Source organism: Mycobacteriales bacterium, assembly GCA_035690485.1.
Lineage (GTDB): Bacteria > Actinomycetota > Actinomycetes > JAFAQI01 > DASSKL01 > DASSKL01.
In genome coordinates this window covers 15,762-37,710 of the sequence record DASSKL010000086.1, presented here as the reverse complement: position 1 = coordinate 37,710, position 21,949 = coordinate 15,762, and the positions used below count along the sequence as shown (strand labels likewise).

Sequence of the window (21,949 nt, the reverse complement as noted above, 5' to 3'; positions counted from 1 at the left end):
GGCGCAGGCGGCGTGCTGCTGCCTTGCGCGGCTGCGAACGCGGTGCCACCCATCAAGCCGAAGCTGAGGGGGACGGCGATCGAGCCCGCTGCGAACGCCGCCAGCGTCCGCTTGCCTACCCTCACAGAGGGCCGGCTGGCTCCTGTCATACGAAGGCCTCCTAAGACCTTTACCGTCGAGCACGTCTTTCGTGCTCGTGCCTTGCAAATGACCGTCCGGCGGCAGGACACCCACCACAGCCGCAACGCATGGGCTGCTCCGGATCCAGCCCGTACATCGCGGCCGACCGTCCGATCGTTTCACCCGACCACGAGAGAGTTCCTCGAATCAGGGTGATCTTGCTGAACGGTAAGCCGCGCACAAACGCCACCTACCGCCCGAGATCGTGACCTTAGCGTCCACGACGCGTCCCCCACCCTCAGTGGCATCCGCTGGCAACGGCGTGTCGTAGATCCACACCGCCACTGGCGGACGCTACCGAGAGCCGCTCACCAGGCGCAAGGCCTGCTGTTGCTACCTTATCGTCCGGTTTGCGGCGATCTCGAAGCCCCCGCTACCCGGGTGAGACGCCCGTTACACACGATCGGTTCGCTTCCGTGACCGATCCGTTACCACCGGAGTTGTTCGCGCTTCCGTCGTACGCTGGCCGTCGACCGCAGAGGAGGCGGCGGTGATCTCCGCGCAGGCTCCGGTGGGGCGCCCGCTGTCCTGGGCCGACTACGAGAGCCTCGGCGGGGAGGCCCGTGGCGAGTACATCGACGGCCGGTTCGTGATGTCGCCCAGCCCTACCCACCAGCACCAGCAGATCGTGCGCGTCTCGTCGCCCTGCTGGCCGACTGACCCAGCGATCCCGAGACCTCCACAACGATCTTCTGGTTGCAGTTGTGGTTGCCGGCTGAGCGTCTGAAACGGGGCAAACCGGACAGTCGATCAACACTTTGTGCAGCCAGGAGATCAGGTGTGCGCGACGCGGGTCAGGAGCCGCCGGAACCGCCGGCGACCTTCAGGTTCGCCGGCCGCTCGCTGACCCCCGGCACGACCAGGTCGGCCGCGCTGGGCAGCGAGAGGTAGGTCAGCAGCTTCGTCTCGCGGCGGCCGCGGCCGATCGAGTCGAGCACCACGCCCGAGGTGCCGGCGACCACGGCCGCGACCTGGATCGCCGCGGCGAGGATCGCGGTCGGCATCTGCGGCACCAGCCCCGTGCGCACGAACTCCGCGATCACCGGGACGCCGAGCGCGATCGCCAGCGCGGTCAGCAGCATCGCCACCAGCCCGAAGAACCGGAACGGCCGAAGCTCCTTGTAGAAGACGACCGCGGCCATCATGATCCGCCAGCCGTCGCGCCACGTGCGCAGCTTGCTCTCCGAGCCCTCCGGCCGCGAGCGGTAGACCGTGGGCATCTCCGCGCACGCCGCCCGCACGTCGAGCGCGTGCGCCGTCAGCTCGGTCTCGATCTCGAAACCGCCCGACGCGACCGGGAAGGACTTGACCAGCCGCCGGCTCATCACCCGGTAGCCGCTGAACACGTCGGCGAACACCCCGCCGAACAGCATCCGCAGGAGCCGGCTGAAGAACGCGTTGCCCAGCCGGTGGCCGTTGCGGTAGGCGTCCTCCTCGCTCTCCCGTCGTACGCCGACGACCATGTCGAGCTGGTCCTCGACCAGCATCCGGATCATGCCCGGCGCGGCGTCGGCGTCGTAGGTGCCGTCGCCGTCGACCAGCACGTAGATGTCGGCGTCGATGTCGGCGAACATCCGGCGCACGACCGTGCCCTTGCCGGGGCGCATCTCGCGGCGTACGACGGCGCCGGCCGCCTTCGCCCGGGCGCCGGTGTCGTCGGCCGAGGCGTTGTCGTAGACGTAGACGACCGCACCCGGCAGCGCGTGCTGGAAGTCGAAGACGACCTGCGCGACGGTCGCGGCCTCGTCGCGGCAGGGGACGAGGACCGCCACTCGGGCCGCGGTGTCGGTCATCGCGGCGAGGATACCCGCTCGAGCAGCGCATCCACGGCTGCCGCGTTGCCGGCCTGTCGCCGCCGCAGCCGGTCGGCGGCGGCTCGTACGCCGGACTCGCTGAGCTGCCCGATGGCCTCGCTGAGCCCCTCAGGGCCTTGCGGGGTCCAGGGCAGCAGCCGGGCGCCGTCGCCGAGGTCGCGGGCCAGGCTCTCGACCTTCGGGGAGTAGCCGATCAGCACCGCGGGCCGGCCGGCGAGCGCCGCCGCGACACCGCCGTGGAACCGGGTGGAGACGACGAATCGACCCGTGGCGATCTCACTGGTGACCTCGTGCACCGCCGGGGTGGCGAAGGTGGCCTCGCTGCTCATCCGGGTGGCCACCTGCTCGTGCAGCGGGCCGTCCCAGTCGGCCTGCAGCGCCACGAAGTGGGGCGCGAGGCCCGTTCTCCGGGCGGCCTCGTCGAGCGCGCAGGCCGTGCCGTCGAGCCACTCGCTCGGCGTGTGGGGGGCGGCCCACGCGGCGGGCTTGACGCCCCGCTTGCCGGCCCACGGACGCAGGCAGACCACCAGCCGGTCCCGCGCCGCGACGTCCGGCGACGGAAGGGCGAACGCGAGGTCGGCGGCGACCGCGGGTCGGCGTAGGCCGATGCTCTCCAGCAGGTCCGCCGAGTCCTCGTCGCGCACGCTCACGGCGACGGCGTGGCGCATCGCGGCGCGGACCATGGCCTGGCCGGTTCGGGTGGTCAGGCGGCCGGCGCCGAGGCCCACCCCGGCGTAGGGGGTGCGTCGCGCGCGCGCCAGGGCCACCCGCATCAGGTGGTAGGGCAGGTTGAACGGGCTGGTCTCGTCCTGCAGCAGGCCCCCGCCGCCGAGGACGACCGCGTCAGCGCGGCCGACCGCCGCCCAGACCGCCCGCGGGTCGTGCGCAGAGACGGCCTCGACGCCGTGGCTCGCTCTGGTGCCTTCGGGGTCGACGCTCAGCGCGGTGATCTCGGCGCCCCGCTCGCGCAGCAGGCGGGTGAGCCCAGCGAACACGAGCTCGTCGCCGAGGTTGGTCGAGCCCACCCAGGCCGCGACAAGCACCCGCGGCCCGCTCACGAGGCCGATCCCGCCGGCTGAGCCGATCTCGCCGACTGAGCCGACCTCCCCGACGTCCGGCGATCCGATCTCCCCGACGTCCGGGGATCCGATCTTCCGCACTTGTCCGCCAGCAAGGGGCCTGAAAGGGCCTCTGGGACCCCCTCAACGCCGGACAAGTCGCGGAATGGGGGCGGACCAGCCAGGCTGACGCGCCTGCGCGCCCCGGCTGACGAGGCCGATGTCACGGGGCCGGTGCGGCGAGGCGGTCGAGCAGCACGTCGAGGATCCGCTCCGAGGGCTTCGCGGTCATCGGCGCGGGCTCCCGGCGCCAGCGCTGCGGGTCGGCCAGGAACGCCGCGACGGTCGCCGGGTCGTAGCGGGAGACGACCACATTGGCGCCCAGCCCGTCGGTGCGCTCGGTCTCGAGCCGCCAGAGCAGCACCGGCACGCCGAGCGCCGCGCACTCCTCCTGCATGCTGCCGCCGTCGGTGATGACGTACGGCGCGCGGCACAGGAGCTTCGCGAACTCCCCGTGCGACGCCAGCGGTCGGGCGTCGATGCCCATCGACCTCAACTTGAGGTCGACTCCGTAGCGGGCGAACGCCTGGCGGGTCGGGCCGTGCAGGAACCAGATCAGCGGCCGCTCGGCCGCGATCTTGCCGACGACCTCGACGAGCTGGTCGACGCGGCGGCGCTGGTGGAGGTTCTCGACCCGGTGCAGGGTCACGATCACCGGACCGTCGCCCTCGACGGCGGTGTCTCCCGCGGCGAAGCGCAGCGCCTCGACCATCGTGTTGGCGCCGATCGGGACGATCTCGCCGCGGACGCGCAGCGCGGTCAGGTTGGCGACGGTCACGTCGTCGGGCGCGAACAGCAGGTTGGCGAGGCGCATGACCGCGAGCCGGATCATCTCCTCGGGGAACGGGTGCAGCAGCCGGTGCGAGCGCAGCCCCGCCTCGATGTGCGCGACCCGCAGCCCGGCCCGGCGGGCCATGAGCGTCGAGAGCAGCGTCGACGGGGTGTCGCCGTGGACGACGCAGATGCCGCCGCGCCCACCGAAGACCTCACGCCGCAGCCTCGCCCCGGCCGGCAGCTGGGCCACGAGCCCGGTCGCCCAGCGCAGCGCCTGCGGAATCGTCTGCGCGTCGGTGCCGTGGCCGAGGCTGAAGTCGGGGGCGCGTACGCCGAGCTCGGCGCGCAGCTCGCCGGACAGCGCGCCGTGCTGCCCGGCCTCGATGAACCGATAGGGCACCCCCCGGGCGTCCATGAGCCGCATCAGCGGCGCGGTCTTGATGATCTCGGCCTGGGTGCCCAGGAACACGTGGAGCCCGTCAGCCGCCGGCCGATTGCGTGGCCCTCGCGTGATCACGAGCGGCTCGTGACGGACAGGGCCTGGCTCAACCGCCCACGATCATGAAGACGCGGTGGCCCCGCCGGCCGCTCGCCCGGAAGGCAGAGCGCGAACGCCGTGAAGAGCGCGACCACCGTGGCCAGCCCGGCCAGAGCGGCGAGCTCGGAGCCGCTCCACACCGACCAGGCGACCGCGTTGCGGATCTGGTAGGCCAGGTCGCTGGCCCGCGGCCCCCAGAAGAAGTCGAGCACGTCGAGCGCGGCGTACGCCTGGTAGGCCGCCGCCACGGCGTACGCACCCAGCGGCACCCACCGGCGGGCCGGCCGCGGCAGCCGCGACAGGCCGAGCGCCACGGCGACCAGCAGGCCGGCCAACCCGAAGTAGAGGTAGCGGCCCTGGTCCGCCCCGATCGACTCGCGCAGCCGCCAGCCCTGCCAGCCCTGCCAGCCGACCGACCAGAAGAGCAGGAACGCCGGCAGCACGACCACGGCCACGTCGGCCCAGGACCAGGGCCGTTCACGCGTAGGTCTGAACCTGAACGAGAGGGTTATCCCGAGCAGGAGCACCGCCACCGACGCGGCCACGACGGCCCCGGGGAGCGGGTCGGCCAGCCAGCCGAAGTTGCCGAAGAAGCTCGTCATCAGCCGCGACGGGTAGCCGTGGAAGAAGTAGCCCCAGAAGCTCGGGTGCCAGCTCGGCGGCGCCGGCGGCGGGACGTAGGCGCCCCCGTCGGGCTGCACGGCGCCGTAGACGACGGCGTTGCGCGCCCAGTACCACCCGCCGCCCAGCACGCCGAGCCCGATCGCGATGATCGCGCCACCGAGCGGTGCCCGCCCGACGAGCGGGCTGCGCCCGGCGAGCCCGACCCGCCCGGAGACCCGCTCGGCCGCGTGCCGGCCGGTGCCCGCGAGCGCCGCACGCGCCCGTGCCGCCGGGCCGGGCGGCGCGGCTTCGGGCTTCCGGGCCCGCAGTGCACGCGCCCAGGCGACGGCGTAGGCCATGGCCACCCCGAAGAACCCGATGAAGCCGAACGCCTTGGTCAGCAGAGCAGCCGCCAGCACCACCCCGGTCCAGGCGGCGGTACGCCGCGAGGTGTCGCCGGTGGCGACGTAGGCCGTGAGCACGGTCAGCAGCCCGCCGAGCAGGACGAGCAGCGAGTCGTTCGTGACCGACGCGCCGAGGTGGCCGAGCATCGGGATGGCCAGGGGCAGGACCGCCGCCGTGACGGGGACCGGGCCGGGACCGGCGAGCCGGCGCGCGGCGGCGTAGGTCAGCAGGGGCAGCGGAACCACCAGCAGCAGGCTCGCGAACCGCAGCCCCTCCAGCGTCTTGTCGTAGGGCCAGGAGTCGGGCAGCGCCTTGGCGATCGCACCTTCCCACAGGTAGTAGAGCGGCGGGTGGGCGGTGATCTGGTTGACGTCGGTGCCCGGCTGCTGGGCGCCGCCGCCGAGCGAGGCGATGCTCGGCCGCCGGTCGTGGGGCGGGGCCTCGTCGAGCTCGAGCGGCTGACCGGCCGGCGGAGGGCAGCAGCTCGGGACGCCGGCGACGTGTTCGGAACGCACGATCCCGATGCCGGTGTGCCGGCTCTTCGGCGGGATCAGCACGTGCCCGTGCGCGGTGGCGATCACGCGGTCGACGTGGTTGGGCTCGTCAGGCGCCTGGTAGGCCGGGGTCAGCACGGTCCACGCGGCGAGCACCGCCCCGAACGTGACCGTCACCAGCCACACCGCCAGCGGCACCCCGACGACGAGATCGCGCCAGCGGAAGGCGGCGCGAGACGGCTGGCTCATGGCGTGAGCCATGCTCGCACGGGTTGCCCCATCATCCGGGCAGCCGCTCGGTCGCTCGCCGAAGGGTTTTCGGTGATCACGAGGGTTCCGGCAGGGGGTGCACGCGGCGCGCGAGCAGCGCGCCGGCGTAGCCGATGGCGTCGCGTACGGCGATCACCGCCCGGTAGCCGCCCACGACCAGCGCCAGCCCGGCCGCGGTGTGGCCGACCAGGATCGTGGTCAGCGTGGCCTCGAACACGCCGAGCCCCTGCGGCGCGAAGATCGCCAGCCAGCCCACCCCCCAGGCGATCATGTAGGCGCCCGCGACCTCGACCGGCCCGCCGACGTGCACGTTGGGGAACGCGATCAGGTAGAGCGCGAAGTTGAACGCCTGGAAGATCCACACCGCGACCGTCCAGCCGACCAGCCGCAGGTGCAGCGCCCAGGTCAGCGGCTCGTGGGTCGTGCCACGCCAGCGGGCGAGCAGCCGCAGCGCGAGGTTGACCGCCGGCGGCGAGCTGACCGCCGCCAGGACCACGACCGCCGCGATCAGCCCGGGCGCGGTCAGTGGAGCGTCGCCCGCCGCGGCCGCGACCATCAGCCCGCCGAGCGCGAAGCCGACGACCGGCACGAGCACCATCTCCAGCGCGGCGACCGCGCTGAGGGTCGAGGTGCGGGCGCCGCGCCGGCGGAGGATGGCCACGCGGCCGACGGCGTACCAGATGCCGCCCGGCAGGTAGCGGGTCGGTGCGCTGGCGAGCGTGGCGTCGAAGCAGGCCGGCCAGCCGACCGGCGAGCCCCACCCGCGCAGCGCGCTCGACCAGAACGCGCTCGAGATCGCGAGCTGCCCGAACGTCGTCACGCACACCGCGACCAGCACCCACGGCCGCGCGCCGCTCGCCACCCGCACCAGGTCGTCGCGCTTGTCGACCAGCACGAAGATCAGCAGGCCGACCATCGCGACCGCGTAGAGCCGCCGGCCGAGGGTCAGGAGCGTGTCGCGCCGCGACGGCCGTGCCGGCGTCGGGGCCGGCGGGGTCGCCGAGTCGACCTCCGGCTGGGGGGCGGGCACGCTCACCGGTCGAGGGTAGGGCGCGCAACCGGTCGCCAGCCGGCGACGCAACCGGCGAGCCGACCGGCGATCGCCTCAGCGGGCGACGCACCCCGCGAGGTGGTCGTTGACCATGCCGGTCGCCTGCATGAGCGCGTAGGCGGTCGTCGGCCCGACGAACCGGAATCCGCGCCGCTTGAGCTCCTTCGCCATCGCCGTCGACTCGGCGCTCACGGCGGGGATGTCGGCGACCGTACGCCGCACCGCCTGGCGGCCTGTCGGCGCGAACGACCAGAGCAGGGCCGACAACCCCTCCGGCTGCTCGGCCGCGACCCGCGCGTTGGCGATCGCCGCCTCGATCTTCGCCCGGTTGCGGATGATGCCGGCGTCGGCCAGCAGGCGGGCCGTGTCGGAGTCGTCGTACGCCGCGACCTTCGCGATCGAGAAGCCGTCGAACGCCGCCCGGAAGGCCGGCCGCTTGCGCAGGATCGTCAGCCACGACAACCCGGACTGGAACGCCTCGAGCGCGAGCCGTTCGAACATCGCGTCGTCGCCGTGCAGCGGCCGGCCCCACTCCTCGTCGTGGTAGACGACGTAGTCGGGGGTGGTCGCCCACGGGCAGCGCCCGTCGACGAGGCTCACGGGGTCGGCGGCTTGGCGGGAGGCGTGCGCCGGGCGAGGACCCGCAGCTCGGCGACCTCCTGCTCGAGGCCGGCCATCGCGGAGCCGATGCGCTCGAGCGCGGCGTCGACCTCGTTCATGCGGTAGCCGCGCAGGCCCATCGAGAAGCGCAGCCGGGGCAGGTCGGCCGCGGCGATCGGCCGGTGGTCGGGCAGCCCCGGGTCGGGCCGGTCGGGCGGCGCGTCGGCCATCACGTCGCCGCGGCCGACCGCCACCACGACGATGGCACCCACGACGAGGACCGCCACGAGGATCCCGACCGCGAGCACGCTTCGATGGTGTCATGCACGAACCGTCCGAGCAGGCGATGCGGCCCGAGCCGCCCGACCCGGTCGGCGAGATCGGGCCCGGTGACCGCGGCCGCTCTCCCGGGCCGCTGCGGCTCGGGCGCCGCGAGTTCGCCGTCCGCGAGCCGGTCGTGATGGCGATCGTCAACCGCACGCCGGACTCCTTCTTCGACAAGGGAGCGACGTTCGCGCTCGGGGCCGCCGTCGAGGCGGCGTCACGGGCGGTCGCCGCCGGCGCGGGCATCGTGGACATCGGCGGGGTGAAGGCCGGCCAGGGCGCGGAGGTCGGCGTTGCCGAGGAGATCGCCCGGGTCGTCGACGTCGTCGCCGCGGTGCGGGCCGCCCACCCCGACGTCGTGATCAGCGTCGACACCTGGCGGGCGTCGGTGGCCTCGGCCTGCATCGAGGCCGGCGCCGACCTGATCAACGACGCGTGGGAAGGTCCCGACCCGGAGCTGCCGGCGGTCGTGGCCGCCGCGGGCGTCGGACTGGTCTGCACGCACGCCGGGCACCTGCCGCCGCGGACCGACCCACATCGCGCGGCGTACGCCGACGTCGTCGCCGACGTGGTCGCGACGCTGACCGCGATGGCCGAGCGGGCGGTGGCAGCGGGGGTCCGGCCGGACGCGGTGATCATCGACCCGGGTCACGACTTCGGGAAGAACACCCGCCACTCGCTGCTCGTGACACGTCGCCTCGACGAGCTGGTGGCGACCGGCTGGCCGGTGTTGGTCGCGCTGTCGCGCAAGGACTTCGTGGGCGAGACGCTCGACCTGCCGGTCGATGAGCGGCTGACCGGCACGCTCGCGACCACCGCGGTGAGCGCGTGGCTCGGGGCGCGGATCTTCCGGGCCCACGACGTGGTGGCCACCAAGCAGTGTCTCGACATGGTCGCGACCATCAAGGGCGACCGGGAGCCGGCGCTGAACCGCCGTGGCCTCGCCTGAGCCTCAGGGCTCGGCCTCGAGGATCTCGGCCGGCGCGGGCGGCAGCGTGGGCGCCGGCCCCTCGAGTGCGGCGAACGCGTCGTCGACCGAGTGGACCCACGACACGGCGCCCCAGACCGAGGCCCGCGCGAAGCCCAGGTCGACCAGCCGGGTCACCTGCTCGCGCAACGGGTCGAACAGCCCGTCGGGATCGAGCACGACGACCGGCTTGACGTGCATGCGCAGCGTGTGGGCCACCCAGACCTCGGTGAGCTCCTCCAGCGTGCCGATCCCGCCCGGCAAGGTGAGAAAGGCGTCGGACCGGCGGTCCATCTCCCCCTTGCGGCGGCGCATGTCCTCGGAGATCACGAGCTCGTCGCTCTCGTGGTCGGCGACCTCCTTGTCGAGCAGCGCCCGGGGGATCACACCGACCGTGCGCGCCCCGCCGGCCCGGGCGGCCCGGGCCACCGCACCCATGCACGAGACCGAGCCGCCCCCGGTCACGAGCGAGTGCCCGCGGCGGGCCAGCTCGGTGCCGACCTGCGCGGCGAGCTCGATGTAGCGGTGCGGGATCGCCTCGCTGGAGGCGCAGAACACACAGATCGACGCCACTCAGGACCTCGCCGACGGGTGCTCGCGCTCGGCCTTCCGGATCACCCGCACCGCCTCGTCGGGGTCGTCCGTCAGCGTGATCAGGTCGAGGTCCTCGCGGGCGACCTTCTCGGTGGTCAGCATCGACTGCCGCAGCCACTCGACCAGCCCGCCCCAGTAGGACGTGCCGAGAAGCACCACCGGGAACGACGTGACCTTCTTCGTCTGGACCAGCGTGAGCGCCTCGAAGAGCTCGTCCATCGTGCCGAAGCCGCCGGGCAGCACGCAGAAGCCGATCGCGTACTTCACGAACATCGTCTTGCGGGCGAAGAAGTAGCGGAAGTGGATGCCGATGTCGACGTAGTCGTTGATGCCCTGCTCGAAGGGCAGCTCGATACCGAGCCCGACCGAGAGGCCCCCGGCCTCCAGGGCGCCCTTGTTGACCGCCTCCATGATCCCCGGGCCGCCGCCGGTAATCACCGGGTAGCCGGCCCGCGCCAGCGCCCCGCCCAGCCGCTCCGCCAACTCGTAGTCGGGGTGCCCGGGCTTGGTGCGCGCCGAGCCGAACACGCTGACCGCCGCCGGCAGCTCGGCCAGCATCCCGAAGCCCTCGACGAACTCCGACTGGATCCGCAGGACCCGCCACGGGTCCGTGTGCACCCAGTCCGACGGGCCACGGGTGTCCAGCAGCCGCTGGTCGGTGGTCGTCGGCTGCACCTGGCCGCGGCGCAGGGTGACCGGGCCGCGCCGCTTCTCCGGTGCCGGGGCGGCGCGCTCCGGCGCACGGTCCTGCTCGAGGCGTTCGGTCGCCGGGGGCAGCCGGTCGGGATCGATCGGGGGCGGGGCATCCACGGCTCGCACGCTACCCAGGCACGCCCGGCTCGGCCCCTGAGCGCCGCGCCGGCACCGTCACCGGTGGGACCCGCCGAGCCACTCAGCCACCGAGGTAGCTGCGCAGCATCCGCTCGCACTCGGTGATCCGGCCGGTCTCGACGTACTCGTCGCGGCTGTGCGCGAGGTTCGGGTCACCCGGCCCGAAGTTCAGTGCCGGTACGCCGAGGGAGGCGAAACGCGCCACGTCGGTCCAGCCCAGCTTCGCCACCGGCTCCGCGCCGATCAGCCGCACGAAGTCGGCCACCGCCGGATGGCCCAGACCCGGCAGCGCGCCGGGCGCGGAGTCGGTCAGCACGCACTCGTAGGGCGCGAGCAGCTCCCCCACGTGCGCGAGCGCCTCCGCCTCGGAGCGGTCCGGTGCGAACCGGAAGTTGACGGTGATCGTCGCGCGGTCGGGGACGACGTTGCCGGACACGCCGCCCTCGATGCGGACGGCGTTGAGCCCCTCCCTGAACTCACAGCCGTCGATCTCGACCCGGCGGGCGTCGTAGGACGCGAGGCGCGTCAGCACGTCGCCGGCCTTGTGGATCGCGTTGTCGCCGAGCCACGACCGGGCGCTGTGGGCGCGGCGGCCGGGTACGGCGACGAGGACCCGCAGGGTGCCCTGGCAGCCTGCCTCGACCCGGTTGGCGGTGGGCTCCATCAGCAGGGCCAGGTCGGCGTCGAGCCAGTCGCGGTGGTTCTTGGTGAGGCGGCCGAGGCCGTTCTTCGCGGCGTCGGTCTCCTCGTGGTCGTAGAAGACGTAGGTGACGTCGTCCTTGGGGTCGCCCACGCCGGCGGCGAGGCGCAGCATGACGGCGATCCCGGACTTCATGTCGGACGTGCCGCAGCCGTAGATGCGGTCGCCGTCGCTGCGGCTCGGCAGGTTGTCGGCGACCGGGACGGTGTCGAGGTGGCCGGCGAGCAGCAGCCGGCGGTCGCGGCCGAGGGTGGTGCGCGCGACGACCGCGTCGCCGTCGCGGGTCACGGTCAGGTGGTCGCACTCACGCAAGGCCGTCTCGACCTCGTCGGCCAGCCGGGACTCCGAACCGGAGACCGAAGGGATGTCGACGAGCGCCGCCGTGAGCGCGATCGCCGACATGTGCAGGTCGATCACCGGCTACCCCCGTGGACGTGCCCCCCGTGGCGATCGATCACGTGGAGATGCCGTGTTCGCGGAGCACGTCGTTGAGCTGGATCTTCTCGTGCCGCTCACCCTCCTCCAGGCGGCGGAGCACGAGCACGCACGTCATGCCGAACGTCCCGCCGGGGAACTCCCGCGGCCGCGTGCCGCTCACGCACACCGACCAGGCCGGAACCTCACCCGGCGGCAGCTCCTCGCCGGTCTGCACGTCGTAGACGTGGGTGGTGTCGGTCAGGTTGGTGCCCGAGCCCAGGACGGCGCCCCGGCGGACCCGCGCGCCGTTGACGACCATCGACCGTGACCCGATGAACGCGTCGTCCTCGACGACCACGGGCTTGGCCTGAGGCGGCTCGAGCACACCACCGATGCCGACCCCGCCGGACAGGTGAACCCGCTTGCCGATCTGCGCGCACGAACCGACGGTCGCCCAGGTGTCGACCATGGTCCCCTCGTCGACGTATGCGCCCATGTTGACGAAGCTCGGCATGAGGACCACGCCCGGCGCGAGGTAGGCGCCCCAGCGGGCGATCGCTCCGGGCACCACACGGACCCCGTCGTACGCCGACTTCAACGGCACCCGGTCGTGGTAGCGGAAGTCGCCCACCGTCGACTCGACCATGTCGAGAACCTTGAACGCCAGCAGGATCGCCCGCTTGGCCCGCTCGTCGACGACGACCTCCTCGTCGAGCACCCGGGCGACCCGGGCCTTGCCGGTGTCGAGCAGGTCGACAGCCTGGGTAACGATCTTGCGGGCGTCGGCGTCGGCCGGGCTGAGCGCCGTACGGCGCTCCCAGAGGTTGTCGATCTCGGCGCTGATCGGCGACTGGGTCTGGGAGGTGCCTCCTTGCATGAGTGGCCACCCTACCGGCCGCGGTTGAGCCCACCCGGCCGCCGCCCTCCTCCCACTTGTCCGGCGCTCGAGGGCCTGATCACCCCCTCGGAGGCCCACTACGGGCGGACAAGTGAGAGACGTGGAGCACCCGGCCCCTGTGGACTGCCCGGGCAGGAAGCGGGCCGCGCGAGGCAACGTGGCGGCATGTCACCGGAGCTGGCCGCTCGCGCCGCTGCGCAGGGCGGTGTCTTCACCCGCGCCGATGCAGAAAGCTGTGGCTACACCCTCGACCAGGTGCGGCAGCGGCTCGACACCAGTCGGTGGCGCGCGCTTCGCCGCGGGATCTACACGACCTGCGAGCTGTGGCCGGCCGACGACGAGGTCCCACCGGTCAGTGTGGATGCGGCGGCCTGCCTCCTCGTGGCCGCCGACGCCGTCGTCAGCGACGCGACCGCCGCCACCCTGCACGGCATCGCCCTGCTGGGGCGGCAACCTCGTTGGATCCGCATGACGAGGCCCCGCGCGCAAGGCGGGGACTGTTACGCAAAGCGGCTGACCGTGTGGCCCGCCGCGCTACCGGCCGCACACGTCACCCGGGCGGGAGATCTGCGGGTTACCTCGCCGGCGCGCACGGTCATCGATCTCGCGCGGCGCCGCGGCTTCCGGGATGGGGTCGTGGCAGCCGACTCGGCCTTGCACCAAGGCCTCACTGATGCCGCGGAGCTCAGCTCAGTGGTGCGTGACTGCACCCGGTGGCCCGGCATCGTCACGGCGCGGGCGGCAGTGGCGTTCGCGGACGCCGCAGCCGAGTCGGCGCTGGAGTCGCTGTCCCGCATCATGTTCGTCGAGCAAGATCTGCCGATGCCCTCGCTCCAAGAACGGGTCGGCGCCTACCGGGTCGACTTCCTCTGGGACGGACGCGTGGTGGGCGAAGCCGACGGCGCCAAGAAGTACGACGGGAGCAACCCGGCAGCACTGCTCGACGAGAAGCGCCGCCAGGAGGCGCTGGAGGACCTGGGACTCGTGGTCGTCCGGTGGGGGTGGGACGACGTCGTACGACGTCCGGCCGTGACGGCAGCCCGGATCCGGCGCGCCCTCGCTCGGGCCGACCAGAGGACGGCCTAGCGCTCACGGCGCCCAGTGCGCGCTACGCGCCCCGTTATGGCCGGCGCGTCCCACCCACTTGTCCGGCGGTAAGGGGGTGAACAGTGCCCTTTCAACCCCCTTACCGCCGGACAAGTCGCGGAAAGAGTGGGGCGCTCGGGCAGTGGAGCGCTCGGGCAGTGGAGCGCTCGGACAGTGGAGCGCTCGGACAGTGGGGCGGTCAGGCGGTCAGGCGGTCGGCTGCGGCGGCTATGCGCTCGTCGGTCGCGGTCAGGGCGACCCGGACGTGCTGGGCGCCGCCCGGTCCGTAGAAGTCCCCCGGCGCAACGAGGATCCCGCGCGCGGCAAGCCAGGCCACCGTGTCGTAGCAGGGCTCAGCGCGGGTGGCCCACAGGTAGAGGCCGCCCTCGGAGGCGTCGATCGTGAAACCGGCCCCGGTGAGCGCGCCGTGCAACACCGCGCGCCGGGCGGCGTAACGGCCCCGCTGGTCCACGACGTGAGCGTCGTCGGACAACGCGGCCACCATCGCGGCCTGCACTGGCGCGGGAACGATCATGCCGGCGTGCTTGCGTACCTCCAGCAGCCGCGCCACCAGCACCGGGTCACCGGCCACGAAGCCGGCGCGGTAGCCCGCCAGGTTGGACCGCTTCGACAGTGAGTGGACGGCGAGGAGTCCGTCGTGCGACCCCCCGCACACGTCGGGCGAGAGGACCGAGGCCGGCGCGTCGCCGTCGTACCAGAGGTCGGCGTAGCACTCGTCGCTCGCCAGCACGGTCCCCCGCTCCCGGCACCAGTCGACGACCTTGCGCAGGTGCGCGGGCGGCAGCACCTTGCCCGTCGGGTTGGACGGCGAGTTGATCCAGAGCAGGTCGACGCGGTCGGGGCCGAGCGCCGACAGCGCGTCGACCGATCGCCCGGCCGCCCCGGCGATCCGCGCGCCCACGTCGTAGGTCGGGTAGGCCAGCCCGGGGTAGCCGACCGACGAGGCGCCGAGCAGCGTCGGCAGCCAGGCGACCAGCTCCTTCGTGCCGATGACGGGCAGCACGGCGGCGGGGTCGAGATCGCGTACGCCGAACCGCCGGGCCAACCACGCCACGACGGCCGCCCGCAGCTCGGGCGAGCCGGCGGTCATCGGGTAGCCGGGGGCGTCGGCCGCGGCGGCCAGCGCCTCCTGGACGACCTGCGGCGTCGGGTCGACCGGGGTGCCGACCGAGAGGTCGACGATGCCGTCGCGATGGGCCCGTGCCGTCGAGGCGTAGGGCACCAGCCGGTCCCACGGGAAGTCCGGCAGCGCTGCCGGCCGCAGCCGGGAGGCCCCGGCAGGCGCGCTCATCGCAGCAGCGCCGGGCGCGGGCCGACCCGGAGCATCAGCGGTCTACTCGTCGTGCTCTTGCGGCGGCAGCGCGGCGACCAGCGGGTGGTCCTTGTCGATCAGGCCGACCTTCGACGCGCCACCGGGCGAACCCATGTCCTCGAAGAAGTCGACGTTGGCCTTGTAGTAGTCCTTCCACTGGGCCGGGACGTCGTCCTCGTAGAAGATGGCCTCCACCGGGCACACCGGCTCGCAGGCACCGCAGTCGACGCACTCGTCGGGGTGGATGTAGAGCATCCGCTTGCCCTCGTAGATGCAGTCGACGGGGCACTCTTCGATGCACGCCTTGTCCTTGAGGTCGACGCAAGGCTCGGCGATGACGTAGGTCACCTCTAGGTCCTTCCGGGGAGTAGCCGCCGTCCCACCTGGACGGGAGATAACGCCTAGTATCGCGACCGCACGGAGGAGGTGCGACGACGGGTGGCCAGACCGACCCCGCAGGACATCGGGCGCCGGATCTCGCTGCGCTACGTCATTCCCGGCCTCGGCCAGAGTGAAGCCGTCGGGACGCTCGAGTCGTGGGCGGACGGCGAGCTCGTCGTACGCCGCCGCGACGGCAGCGAGCTGCGAATCAGCGAGCAGCGGGTGGTCGCCGCCCGGCTGGTGCCCGACCCGCCGCCGCGCCGCACGCGGCCGGACCGGCCGGCGTGAGGCTCACCGACACCAGGACCCGCCGGGTCGAGGAGATCCGGCCGGCGACGCCCGGGCTGTTGAAGGTCTACGCGTGCGGGCCGACCGTCTACCGGAGCGCCCACGTCGGCAACTTGCGGACGTTCCTGCTGACCGACCTCATCACCCGCGTCGCCGACGTGCTGCACGGCTGGCCGGTGCAGGTCGTGCAGAACATCACCGACGTCGGGCACCTCGCCGACGACGCCGACATCGACCCGTCCGGCGAGGACAAGGTGCTCGCCGCCGCCCGGGCCGCCGGCAAGGGACCGCTGGAGCTCGCGCGCGACTACGAGGAGCAGTTCCACCGCGACTGCCGGGCACTCGGGATCCACCCGGCCGACGCCTACCCGCGCGCCAGCGAGTCGATCGACCTCATGGTCGAGCTGGTGCAGGCGCTGCTCGATCGCGGCAACGCCTACGCGCTGGACGACGGGACGGTGCTGTTCGACGCCCGGTCCTTCCCGTCGTACGGCGAGATCTCGGGCAACCGCCTCGACGCCCTACGCCCCGGGCACCGGGCCGACGCGGAGACGTTGACGGAGGGCAAGCGGTTCCACGCCGACTGGGCGCTGTGGAAGGGCGCGCCGACCGGCCGCGAGCTGGTGTGGGACACGCCGTGGGGACGCGGGTTCCCCGGCTGGCACGTCGAGTGCTCGGCGATGAGCCTGCGCCACCTGGGGCCGACGATCGACATCCACACCGGCGGGATCGACCTGCGCTTCCCGCATCACGAGGACGAGCGCGCGCAGTCCGACTCGGTCGCCGGCCACGAGGTGGTGCGGCACTGGGTGCACGGCGAGCACCTGCTCAACGAGGGCCGCAAGATGGCCAAGTCGACCGGCAACGTCGTGCTGCTCGACGACGTGGTGGAGCGCGGGCACGACCCGCTGGCGCTGCGGTTGTTCTTCCTGACCGGCCGCTACCGCCAGCAGATGAACCTCACCGCCGACGCGCTCGCCGCGGCCGACCGGCGGCTGTCCCGCTGGCGCGCGCGGGTGGCCGAGTGGGCGGAGTCACCGAGCGCGGCGATCCCGGCCACCTATCGGGAGCGGCTGGTGGCGGCGTACGACGACGACCTCGACACGCCCGCTGCGCTGGTCGTGCTCGGCGAGCTGGAGCACGACGCCGGCGTGCCCGACGGGGCGAAGTTCGAGACGTTCGCCTGGGCCGACCGGGTGCTGGGCCTCGACCTGGCCCGCGACGTCGGTCGCACCGTGTCGTTGCCGGCGGGGGCGCAGGAGCTGCTCGATGCCCGCGCGGCGGCGCGGTCGGCCAAGGACTGGGCAGAGTCGGACCGGCTGCGCGACGAGCTCGCCGCTCTCGGCGTCCAGGTCAAGGACACCGCGGACGGCCAGCGCTACGAGGTGAGCTGCTAGCCGGCGTGGACCCCGGACAGCCGGGCGCTCTCGACCACCATGGCGACCGGGCCCTCGATGAGACGCAGCGTCGACAGCGCGGTCTCGCCGAACGCGCTCGGCCGGGCGCTCGACAGCGCCAGCACGCCGGCGACGTGACCACCGTGGCCACGCAACGGCATGGACAAGAACGTCGCCATGGCGCCTTCGCCGTCGTCGTACACGTCCGCGCCCAGCCGACCCTGCGCATCGGCCAGCCGGATGTCGAGCTCGCCGAGCACGCACTCCGAGTCGGTCGCGGTCGCCGCGGCGTCGACGGTCGAGCGCAGGAAGGCGTCGTACTGCAGGTGCGCGGTGTTGGCTCCGACCCCGACGTACGCCGTCCGCTCCCGCACCAGCAGGACGGCGGCGAGGTCGTACTCGACGACCCGGCCGAGCACCGAGAGCAGCGCGGCGACGGTCTCCTCGAGCCCGCGGGCGGTCGCCGGGATCGCGGTGACCTCGGCCGCGACCGAGGTCTCGAACAGCTTGCGGTCGAGCAGGTCCGCGACCCGCGCCATCACGTCGTCGTCGTCGAGCTCGACCGGGTCGGGACGCAGTGCCGGGTCGAGCCCGGCCGCCTCGATCGCGTCGCGGACCGCGCCGGCGAGCTGCGGCGGCTCGAAGTCCTTGGTCAGGTAGCGCTGGGCGCCGGTCGACGCGCCCCAGTAGCGGTCGGTCGCGCTGTCGAGCGACGTCAGCATGATCACCGGAATGTGCGCGGTCTGCCAGTCGTCGGTCAGCACGCGTGCGGCGACGTAGCCGGACAGCCGCGGCATCTGCACGTCGAGCACCACGGCGTCGGGCTGGGTGCGGAACACCGCCTGCACCGCGTCGACACCGTCGACGGCCTCGACCACGTCGTAGCCCTCGCGGCTCAGCACGGTCGAGACGATCCGGCGCAGCGTGGGGCTGTCGTCGGCGATCACGACGGTCGACATGGTGGTTCCTCTCAGCGTGCTTCAGCGCCCGACGAGGCGCCGGACTGTGTCTATGAGTTCGGCTTGGTCGAACTCGCTCTTCAGCAGATAGGCGTTCGCGCCCGCGTCGAGCCCGGCGCGCTGGTCCTCCGGGCTGCCGCGCGACGTCATGATCAGGACCGGGACGTGCTCCCAGCCGCGGGTCTCGCGGATCGTGCGGGTCAGCGTGAAGCCGTCCATGCCCGGCATCTCCACGTCGGAGAGCACGAGGTCGGCGGGCTCGTCGCGCAGCCGGGCGGCGCCGTCGAGGCCGTCGACGGCCGTGTCGACGTCGTAGCCGGCGGCTTCGAGGATGGCGCGTTCGAGCTCGCGTACGCCGACGGAGTCCTCGACCACCAGGACCCGCGGGCGCTTGCCGGCCGGCCGCCCGTCGGTCGGGACCGACCGGAGCGAGCCGAGGTGGATCGGTCGCCGCGTGTCGTCGATGATCATCGCCGTCGGGTGATGGCCGCGCGTCGACGGCTGACCGGCGCGGGGTGGCGCGGCGGCCGCGTGGCCGGGCTCCGGCCGGTCCGCCTGTCCGCCACGGCCCAGGGCCGAGCGGGCGAGCGCCGAGGGAGCGCCGTCGTCACCGGCCAGGTCGCGTACGTCGACGATGCAGATCACCCGGCCGTCGGGGTCGATCGTCGCGCCGAGCAGAGCGGGCCGACGGCCCAGGAACGGCCCGAGCTCCTTGACGACGAGGTGCTCCTCGCCGTCGAGCCGGTCGACCGCCCAGGCCAGCGGCCGGCCACCGTGCCGGACGACGACGGCCGCGGCGGGCGCCCGCTCGCCGCTCGCCCCGAGCGCGGCGCCGAGATCCAGCAGTGGCAGCGTCGCGCCGTTGCGCACGACGACCGTGGCGCCCCCGACCTCGTGCACGGGCAGGTGGCGCAGGCTGATCGACTCGACGACCGACGCGACCGGCAGCGCGTAGCGCTCGTCTCCGACGCGGGCGAGCAGGCAGTGCAGCACGCCCAGCGTGACGGGCAGCGTGAGCGCGAACGTCGTACCGGCACCGATCTCGCTGCGGACGTCGACCGCGCCGCCGAGAGCCTCGACCGCCGAGGCGACGACGTCGAGCCCGACGCCACGTCCGGACGTCGCGGTGATCGTGGCGGCGGTCGAGAACCCGGGGGTGAACAGCAGCCGCAGCTCGCGGCCGGGCTCGACCGCGATCCCCTTGCGCGCGGCGGACTCCCGTAGCCGCGCGGGGTCGATGCCGGCACCGTCGTCGCTGACCTCGATGACGACGTGGTCGCCGGCGCTGCGGGCGCGGACGGTGACGGTCGCGCGGGCCGGTTTGCCGGCGGCGGTGCGTACGCCGGAGGGCTCGCACCCATGGTCGACGGCGTTGGTGACCAGGTGCTTGAGCGAGTCGGCGACGGCGTCGAGGACCTGCTTGTCGAGCTCGACGTCCTCGCCGTCGACGAGCAGGGCGACGTCCTTGCCGCCCGCGGCGGCCACGTCGCGGACGATGCGGGGCAAACCGGCGGTGGCCCGGCGCAGGGGCACCATGGCCAGGGCCATCGCGCCGTCGCGTACCCGGTCCAGCCGCGACCGGGCCTCTTCGAGGGCGGCGCGGACATCGCCCTGGTCCGCCGTGACCTCTGCTGTGGCCGCTCCCGACCCGTCGCAGGCGACCGCACCGAAGGTCAAGCGGCCGAGTGAGTGCTCGAGCGCGCGGACGGCCAGCTCGGCCTCGCCGACGTCGTCGAGCAGCCCGTAGACCTTGGCGGACGACACCCGCACCGTCTCCGCCGGCCGGCCCGGCCCGGGTGCAGGCATCGGCCGGGTCGAGCGGGGTCCCGAGCTCGACACGGCCGGCTCGATCGAGGAAGAACCGTCGTGAGAAGTGGGCTCGGACGCCTCGGTCGAGGGCGCACCGGGGCCTAGATCGGTCGAAGGGCCCTCCGCGACGTCAGTCGGCGACAGGCCCGCGGCGACGTCGGTCTCCACCAACCGGGCCATCTCGTCGCAAGCGGCCAGGAGCTCGTCGACCAGCTCGCGGTCGGGCTCGCGCCGCCCGTCGCGCACCAGCCCGAGGCTGTCCTCGCAGGCATGCGCGACCCGCAGAAGGGGCTCCACGCCGAGCATCCGCGCCGACCCCTTGATCGTGTGGGCGTCCCGGAACAGCCCGGCCACCAGCTGCCGGGGCGCCGCGTGCCCCTCGAGCTGCAGGAGCCCGGCCGACAGGGAGGCCAGCCGTTCCTCGACCTCCGCGCGGAACGTCGCCAGCAGCTCGGGGTCCTCGGCCCAGGACATCGAGGTCACCCGACCCGGAACCGGTGGATCGCCGCCTGCAGCTCGCCGGCCAGCCCGTCGAGCTGGCCGGCGGCCGTCACGTAGCGGGTCGAGGCCTGCTCGTAGCGGCCGGTCGACGTGGTGACCCGGGCCATCGCCTCGACGACCGCCTCGGCCGCCGAGCGCTGCTGGCGGGTCGCCACCGAGATCTGCTGGGTGGCCGCGGTCGTCTCGGTCGCCATGCCGGTGATGCGGTCGAGTGCGCTGACGACTCCGGCGGTGAGCTCCTGCCCGGCACGGACGTCGTCGGCGCCCTGCCGGCTGACCGTGATCGTGGCCGCCATCTGGGCGGTGACATCGGTGACGATGCGGCGTACCTGCGCGGTGCACTCGCGCGCCCGCTCCGACAGCATCCGCACCTCGTCGGCGACCTGGCCGAAGCCCTTGCCGTGCTCGCCGGCCCGGGCTGCCTCGACGGCGGCGTTGAAGGCCAGCAGGTTGGTCTGCCGGGCCATCTCGTCGATGACCTCGAGGATCGTGCCGATGCGGGCCATCCGGTCGTCGAGCCCCTCGGCCCGCTCGGTGATGCCGTCGACGCGGTGGGCGATCCGCTCCATCGCGTCGACCGAGTCGTGCACGGCCTCGGCGCCGGACTCCACGTGGGCGAGGGTGGTGCCGGCGTACTGCGCGACGCGTTCGGCCGTCTCGGCGATCTGCGCGGCGGTGGCGGCCAGCTCCTCGATCGTGGTCCGGGTCTCGTGGACAGCGCCGGTCTGCTGCTCGACGCCGGCGGCGTGCTCCGCGGCGGTGTGTGCGACGTCGGCCGCGCTGCCCGCGATGCGCTCGCCGACCGCGGTGACCTGGCGCACCAGCCGGCGCAGCGCCAGCAGCGTGTCGGCGAAGGCCACCGCGATGGCGGTCGCCGGCGCGCTGCCGTCGGGCAGCGCGGGCACCCGGGTCAGGTCGCCGTCGGCGACACCTTCGAGCAGGCGCGACAGGGCGAGGACGTCGCGTTCCAGCGCGGCACGGCTCTCGGCGACCCGCGCGGCCTCCTGCTGCGCGGAACGGGAGAGGTACGCCGACACCCAGGCCGCCACAGGCATCGCGGGCAGCACGACGAGCAGCCGGCCCAACGACGCGGAGCCGGCGGTGTGGGCGAGCAGCGAAGCGATGTAGACGCCGAGCCCACCGAGCACGCCGACCGCGATGGCGGAGGCGACGTCGACCGCGGCGGCGGTCAGCAGGATCGTGGGGACGAACGCCACCCACAGCGGCCCGTCGATCCCGCCGACGCTCGACGACAGGCCGGTGTCGGCCGCGAGCGCGAGCAGCACGAGGGCGGCGGCGGGCAGCGGCACCTGACCACCGATGCGGCCGCGCGCGGTCAGCCCGAGGCCCAGCCCGGCCGTGCAGGCCGCGACCGCGACACCCCAGCCGGCGAGCGGCAGGACGTGGACGGTCCGGCCTTCGGCGCCGGCGAACGCGGTGACGAGCACGCCCGCGAGGACGAGCAGCAGCGTGCCACCCGTGGCCGCGGCGAAGACCCGGCGAAGGCGACGGGCGCCGTCGGTCGGCGGAGGGTCGAGGGGCCGGCGCGGCTGCGGGATCGCGGTCTCGAGCGCGTCGTCCAGCTCGCCGGACCAGCGGGTCAGCAGGTCGGTCATC

The 21,949-nt window shown here is 73.5% G+C and carries 20 protein-coding genes; 4 read left to right on the top strand and 16 right to left on the bottom strand.

The annotated features are described in order from the left end of the window. Nucleotides 1–974: 974 nt before the first annotated feature. The 7 genes from VFJ21_13080 to VFJ21_13050 all read right to left on the bottom strand — a co-directional run bounded on the left by VFJ21_13080 (nt 975) and on the right by VFJ21_13050 (nt 8,155). Nucleotides 975–1,973 (bottom strand): glycosyltransferase, encoded by a 999-nt coding sequence (locus VFJ21_13080; GenBank protein HET7408053.1) that lies wholly within the window; start codon nt 1,971–1,973, stop codon nt 975–977. Next, on the bottom strand, nt 1,970–3,052 hold the full coding sequence (locus tag VFJ21_13075) for a polysaccharide pyruvyl transferase family protein (GenBank protein HET7408052.1): 1,083 nt from the start codon (nt 3,050–3,052) through the stop codon (nt 1,970–1,972). Before VFJ21_13075 ends, VFJ21_13080 begins: the two co-directional genes overlap by 4 nt. Before the next feature lie 223 nt (nt 3,053–3,275). Then, nucleotides 3,276–4,355 (bottom strand): UDP-N-acetylglucosamine 2-epimerase, encoded by a 1,080-nt coding sequence (locus VFJ21_13070; protein ID HET7408051.1) that lies wholly within the window; start codon nt 4,353–4,355, stop codon nt 3,276–3,278. A gap of 44 nt (nt 4,356–4,399) precedes the next feature. Further along, nucleotides 4,400–6,175, bottom strand: a complete 1,776-nt coding sequence (locus VFJ21_13065; GenBank protein ID HET7408050.1) for a DUF2142 domain-containing protein — start codon at nt 6,173–6,175, stop codon at nt 4,400–4,402. A 76-nt stretch (nt 6,176–6,251) separates the two neighbouring features. Next, nucleotides 6,252–7,232: a lysylphosphatidylglycerol synthase domain-containing protein gene (locus VFJ21_13060; protein HET7408049.1), complete on the bottom strand. Its 981-nt coding sequence runs from the start codon at nt 7,230–7,232 to the stop codon at nt 6,252–6,254. A gap of 69 nt (nt 7,233–7,301) precedes the next feature. Further along, on the bottom strand, nt 7,302–7,847 hold the full coding sequence (locus VFJ21_13055) for a DNA-3-methyladenine glycosylase I (protein HET7408048.1): 546 nt from the start codon (nt 7,845–7,847) through the stop codon (nt 7,302–7,304). After that, nucleotides 7,844–8,155 carry a DivIVA domain-containing protein gene (locus VFJ21_13050; protein HET7408047.1) on the bottom strand — a complete coding sequence of 104 codons (312 nt, stop codon included), beginning with the start codon at nt 8,153–8,155 and terminating at the stop codon, nt 7,844–7,846. The genes VFJ21_13055 and VFJ21_13050 overlap by 4 nt, the downstream gene beginning before the upstream one ends. 152 nt (nt 8,156–8,307) lie before the next feature. Between VFJ21_13050 and folP the strand changes: the two genes are divergently transcribed. Then, nucleotides 8,308–9,120 (top strand): dihydropteroate synthase, encoded by an 813-nt coding sequence (gene folP, locus VFJ21_13045; GenBank protein ID HET7408046.1) that lies wholly within the window; start codon nt 8,308–8,310, stop codon nt 9,118–9,120. Nucleotides 9,121–9,123: 3 nt separating this feature from the next. On the opposite strand, the gene VFJ21_13040 is transcribed toward folP, so the two are convergent. From VFJ21_13040 to VFJ21_13025, 4 genes are all read right to left on the bottom strand, one after another. Next, complete coding sequence (locus VFJ21_13040) at nt 9,124–9,711, bottom strand: TIGR00730 family Rossman fold protein (protein ID HET7408045.1); 588 nt, start codon at nt 9,709–9,711, stop codon at nt 9,124–9,126. Then, nucleotides 9,712–10,422, bottom strand: coding sequence for a TIGR00730 family Rossman fold protein (locus VFJ21_13035; protein ID HET7408044.1), 711 nt, complete (start codon nt 10,420–10,422; stop codon nt 9,712–9,714). A 202-nt stretch (nt 10,423–10,624) separates the two neighbouring features. After that, nucleotides 10,625–11,680 (bottom strand): succinyl-diaminopimelate desuccinylase, encoded by a 1,056-nt coding sequence (gene dapE / locus VFJ21_13030; GenBank protein HET7408043.1) that lies wholly within the window; start codon nt 11,678–11,680, stop codon nt 10,625–10,627. 37 nt (nt 11,681–11,717) lie between these two features. Further along, entirely contained in the window at nt 11,718–12,557 is an 840-nt protein-coding gene (locus tag VFJ21_13025; protein HET7408042.1) for a 2,3,4,5-tetrahydropyridine-2,6-dicarboxylate N-succinyltransferase, read from the bottom strand. Between the two features lie 186 nt (nt 12,558–12,743). On the opposite strand from VFJ21_13025, the gene VFJ21_13020 reads away from it, so the two are divergent. After that, on the top strand, nt 12,744–13,664 hold the full coding sequence (locus VFJ21_13020) for a type IV toxin-antitoxin system AbiEi family antitoxin (protein ID HET7408041.1): 921 nt from the start codon (nt 12,744–12,746) through the stop codon (nt 13,662–13,664). A gap of 199 nt (nt 13,665–13,863) precedes the next feature. Here the strand turns inward: VFJ21_13020 and dapC are convergent, their stop codons facing one another. After that, nucleotides 13,864–14,976, bottom strand: a complete 1,113-nt coding sequence (gene dapC / locus VFJ21_13015) for a succinyldiaminopimelate transaminase (protein ID HET7408040.1) — start codon at nt 14,974–14,976, stop codon at nt 13,864–13,866. Between the two features lie 42 nt (nt 14,977–15,018). Continuing rightward, on the bottom strand, nt 15,019–15,345 hold the full coding sequence (gene fdxA / locus VFJ21_13010) for a ferredoxin (GenBank protein ID HET7408039.1): 327 nt from the start codon (nt 15,343–15,345) through the stop codon (nt 15,019–15,021). 90 nt (nt 15,346–15,435) lie between these two features. Here fdxA and VFJ21_13005 point away from each other — a divergent pair, with 90 nt between their 5' ends. Continuing rightward, the gene (locus VFJ21_13005; GenBank protein HET7408038.1) at nt 15,436–15,666 is read left to right on the top strand and encodes a hypothetical protein; all 231 of its coding nucleotides are present in this window, start codon (nt 15,436–15,438) and stop codon (nt 15,664–15,666) included. Beyond that, nucleotides 15,663–17,063, top strand: a complete 1,401-nt coding sequence (gene cysS, locus VFJ21_13000) for a cysteine--tRNA ligase (protein HET7408037.1) — start codon at nt 15,663–15,665, stop codon at nt 17,061–17,063. The genes VFJ21_13005 and cysS overlap by 4 nt, the downstream gene beginning before the upstream one ends. Here the strand turns inward: cysS and VFJ21_12995 are convergent. Genes VFJ21_12995 through VFJ21_12985 form a run of 3 tightly spaced genes read right to left on the bottom strand, consistent with a single transcriptional unit; the run spans nt 17,060 to nt 21,948 of the window. Further along, nucleotides 17,060–18,022, bottom strand: coding sequence for a response regulator (locus VFJ21_12995; GenBank protein HET7408036.1), 963 nt, complete (start codon nt 18,020–18,022; stop codon nt 17,060–17,062). The genes cysS and VFJ21_12995 overlap by 4 nt on opposite strands. A 21-nt stretch (nt 18,023–18,043) precedes the next feature. Continuing rightward, nucleotides 18,044–20,305, bottom strand: a complete 2,262-nt coding sequence (locus VFJ21_12990) for a response regulator (protein HET7408035.1) — start codon at nt 20,303–20,305, stop codon at nt 18,044–18,046. A 5-nt stretch (nt 20,306–20,310) separates the two neighbouring features. Beyond that, nucleotides 20,311–21,948, bottom strand: coding sequence for a methyl-accepting chemotaxis protein (locus tag VFJ21_12985; GenBank protein ID HET7408034.1), 1,638 nt, complete (start codon nt 21,946–21,948; stop codon nt 20,311–20,313). Nucleotide 21,949: the final 1 nt, after the last annotated feature.

Excerpts from the sequence above, each read along its gene's own strand:
- VFJ21_12985 (HET7408034.1), bottom strand. The coding sequence starts at position 21,948 with ATGACCGACCTGCTGACCCGCTGGTCCGGCGAGCTGGACGACGCGCTC.
- VFJ21_13025 (HET7408042.1), bottom strand. The coding sequence starts at position 12,557 with ATGCAAGGAGGCACCTCCCAGACCCAGTCGCCGATCAGCGCCGAGATC.
- VFJ21_12995 (HET7408036.1), bottom strand. The coding sequence starts at position 18,022 with ATGTCGACCGTCGTGATCGCCGACGACAGCCCCACGCTGCGCCGGATC.
- folP (HET7408046.1), top strand. The coding sequence starts at position 8,308 with ATGGCGATCGTCAACCGCACGCCGGACTCCTTCTTCGACAAGGGAGCG.
- VFJ21_12990 (HET7408035.1), bottom strand. The coding sequence starts at position 20,305 with ATGTCCTGGGCCGAGGACCCCGAGCTGCTGGCGACGTTCCGCGCGGAG.
- dapC (HET7408040.1), bottom strand. The coding sequence starts at position 14,976 with ATGAGCGCGCCTGCCGGGGCCTCCCGGCTGCGGCCGGCAGCGCTGCCG.
- VFJ21_13080 (HET7408053.1), bottom strand. The coding sequence starts at position 1,973 with ATGACCGACACCGCGGCCCGAGTGGCGGTCCTCGTCCCCTGCCGCGAC.
- VFJ21_13020 (HET7408041.1), top strand. The coding sequence starts at position 12,744 with ATGTCACCGGAGCTGGCCGCTCGCGCCGCTGCGCAGGGCGGTGTCTTC.
- VFJ21_13065 (HET7408050.1), bottom strand. The coding sequence starts at position 6,175 with ATGAGCCAGCCGTCTCGCGCCGCCTTCCGCTGGCGCGATCTCGTCGTC.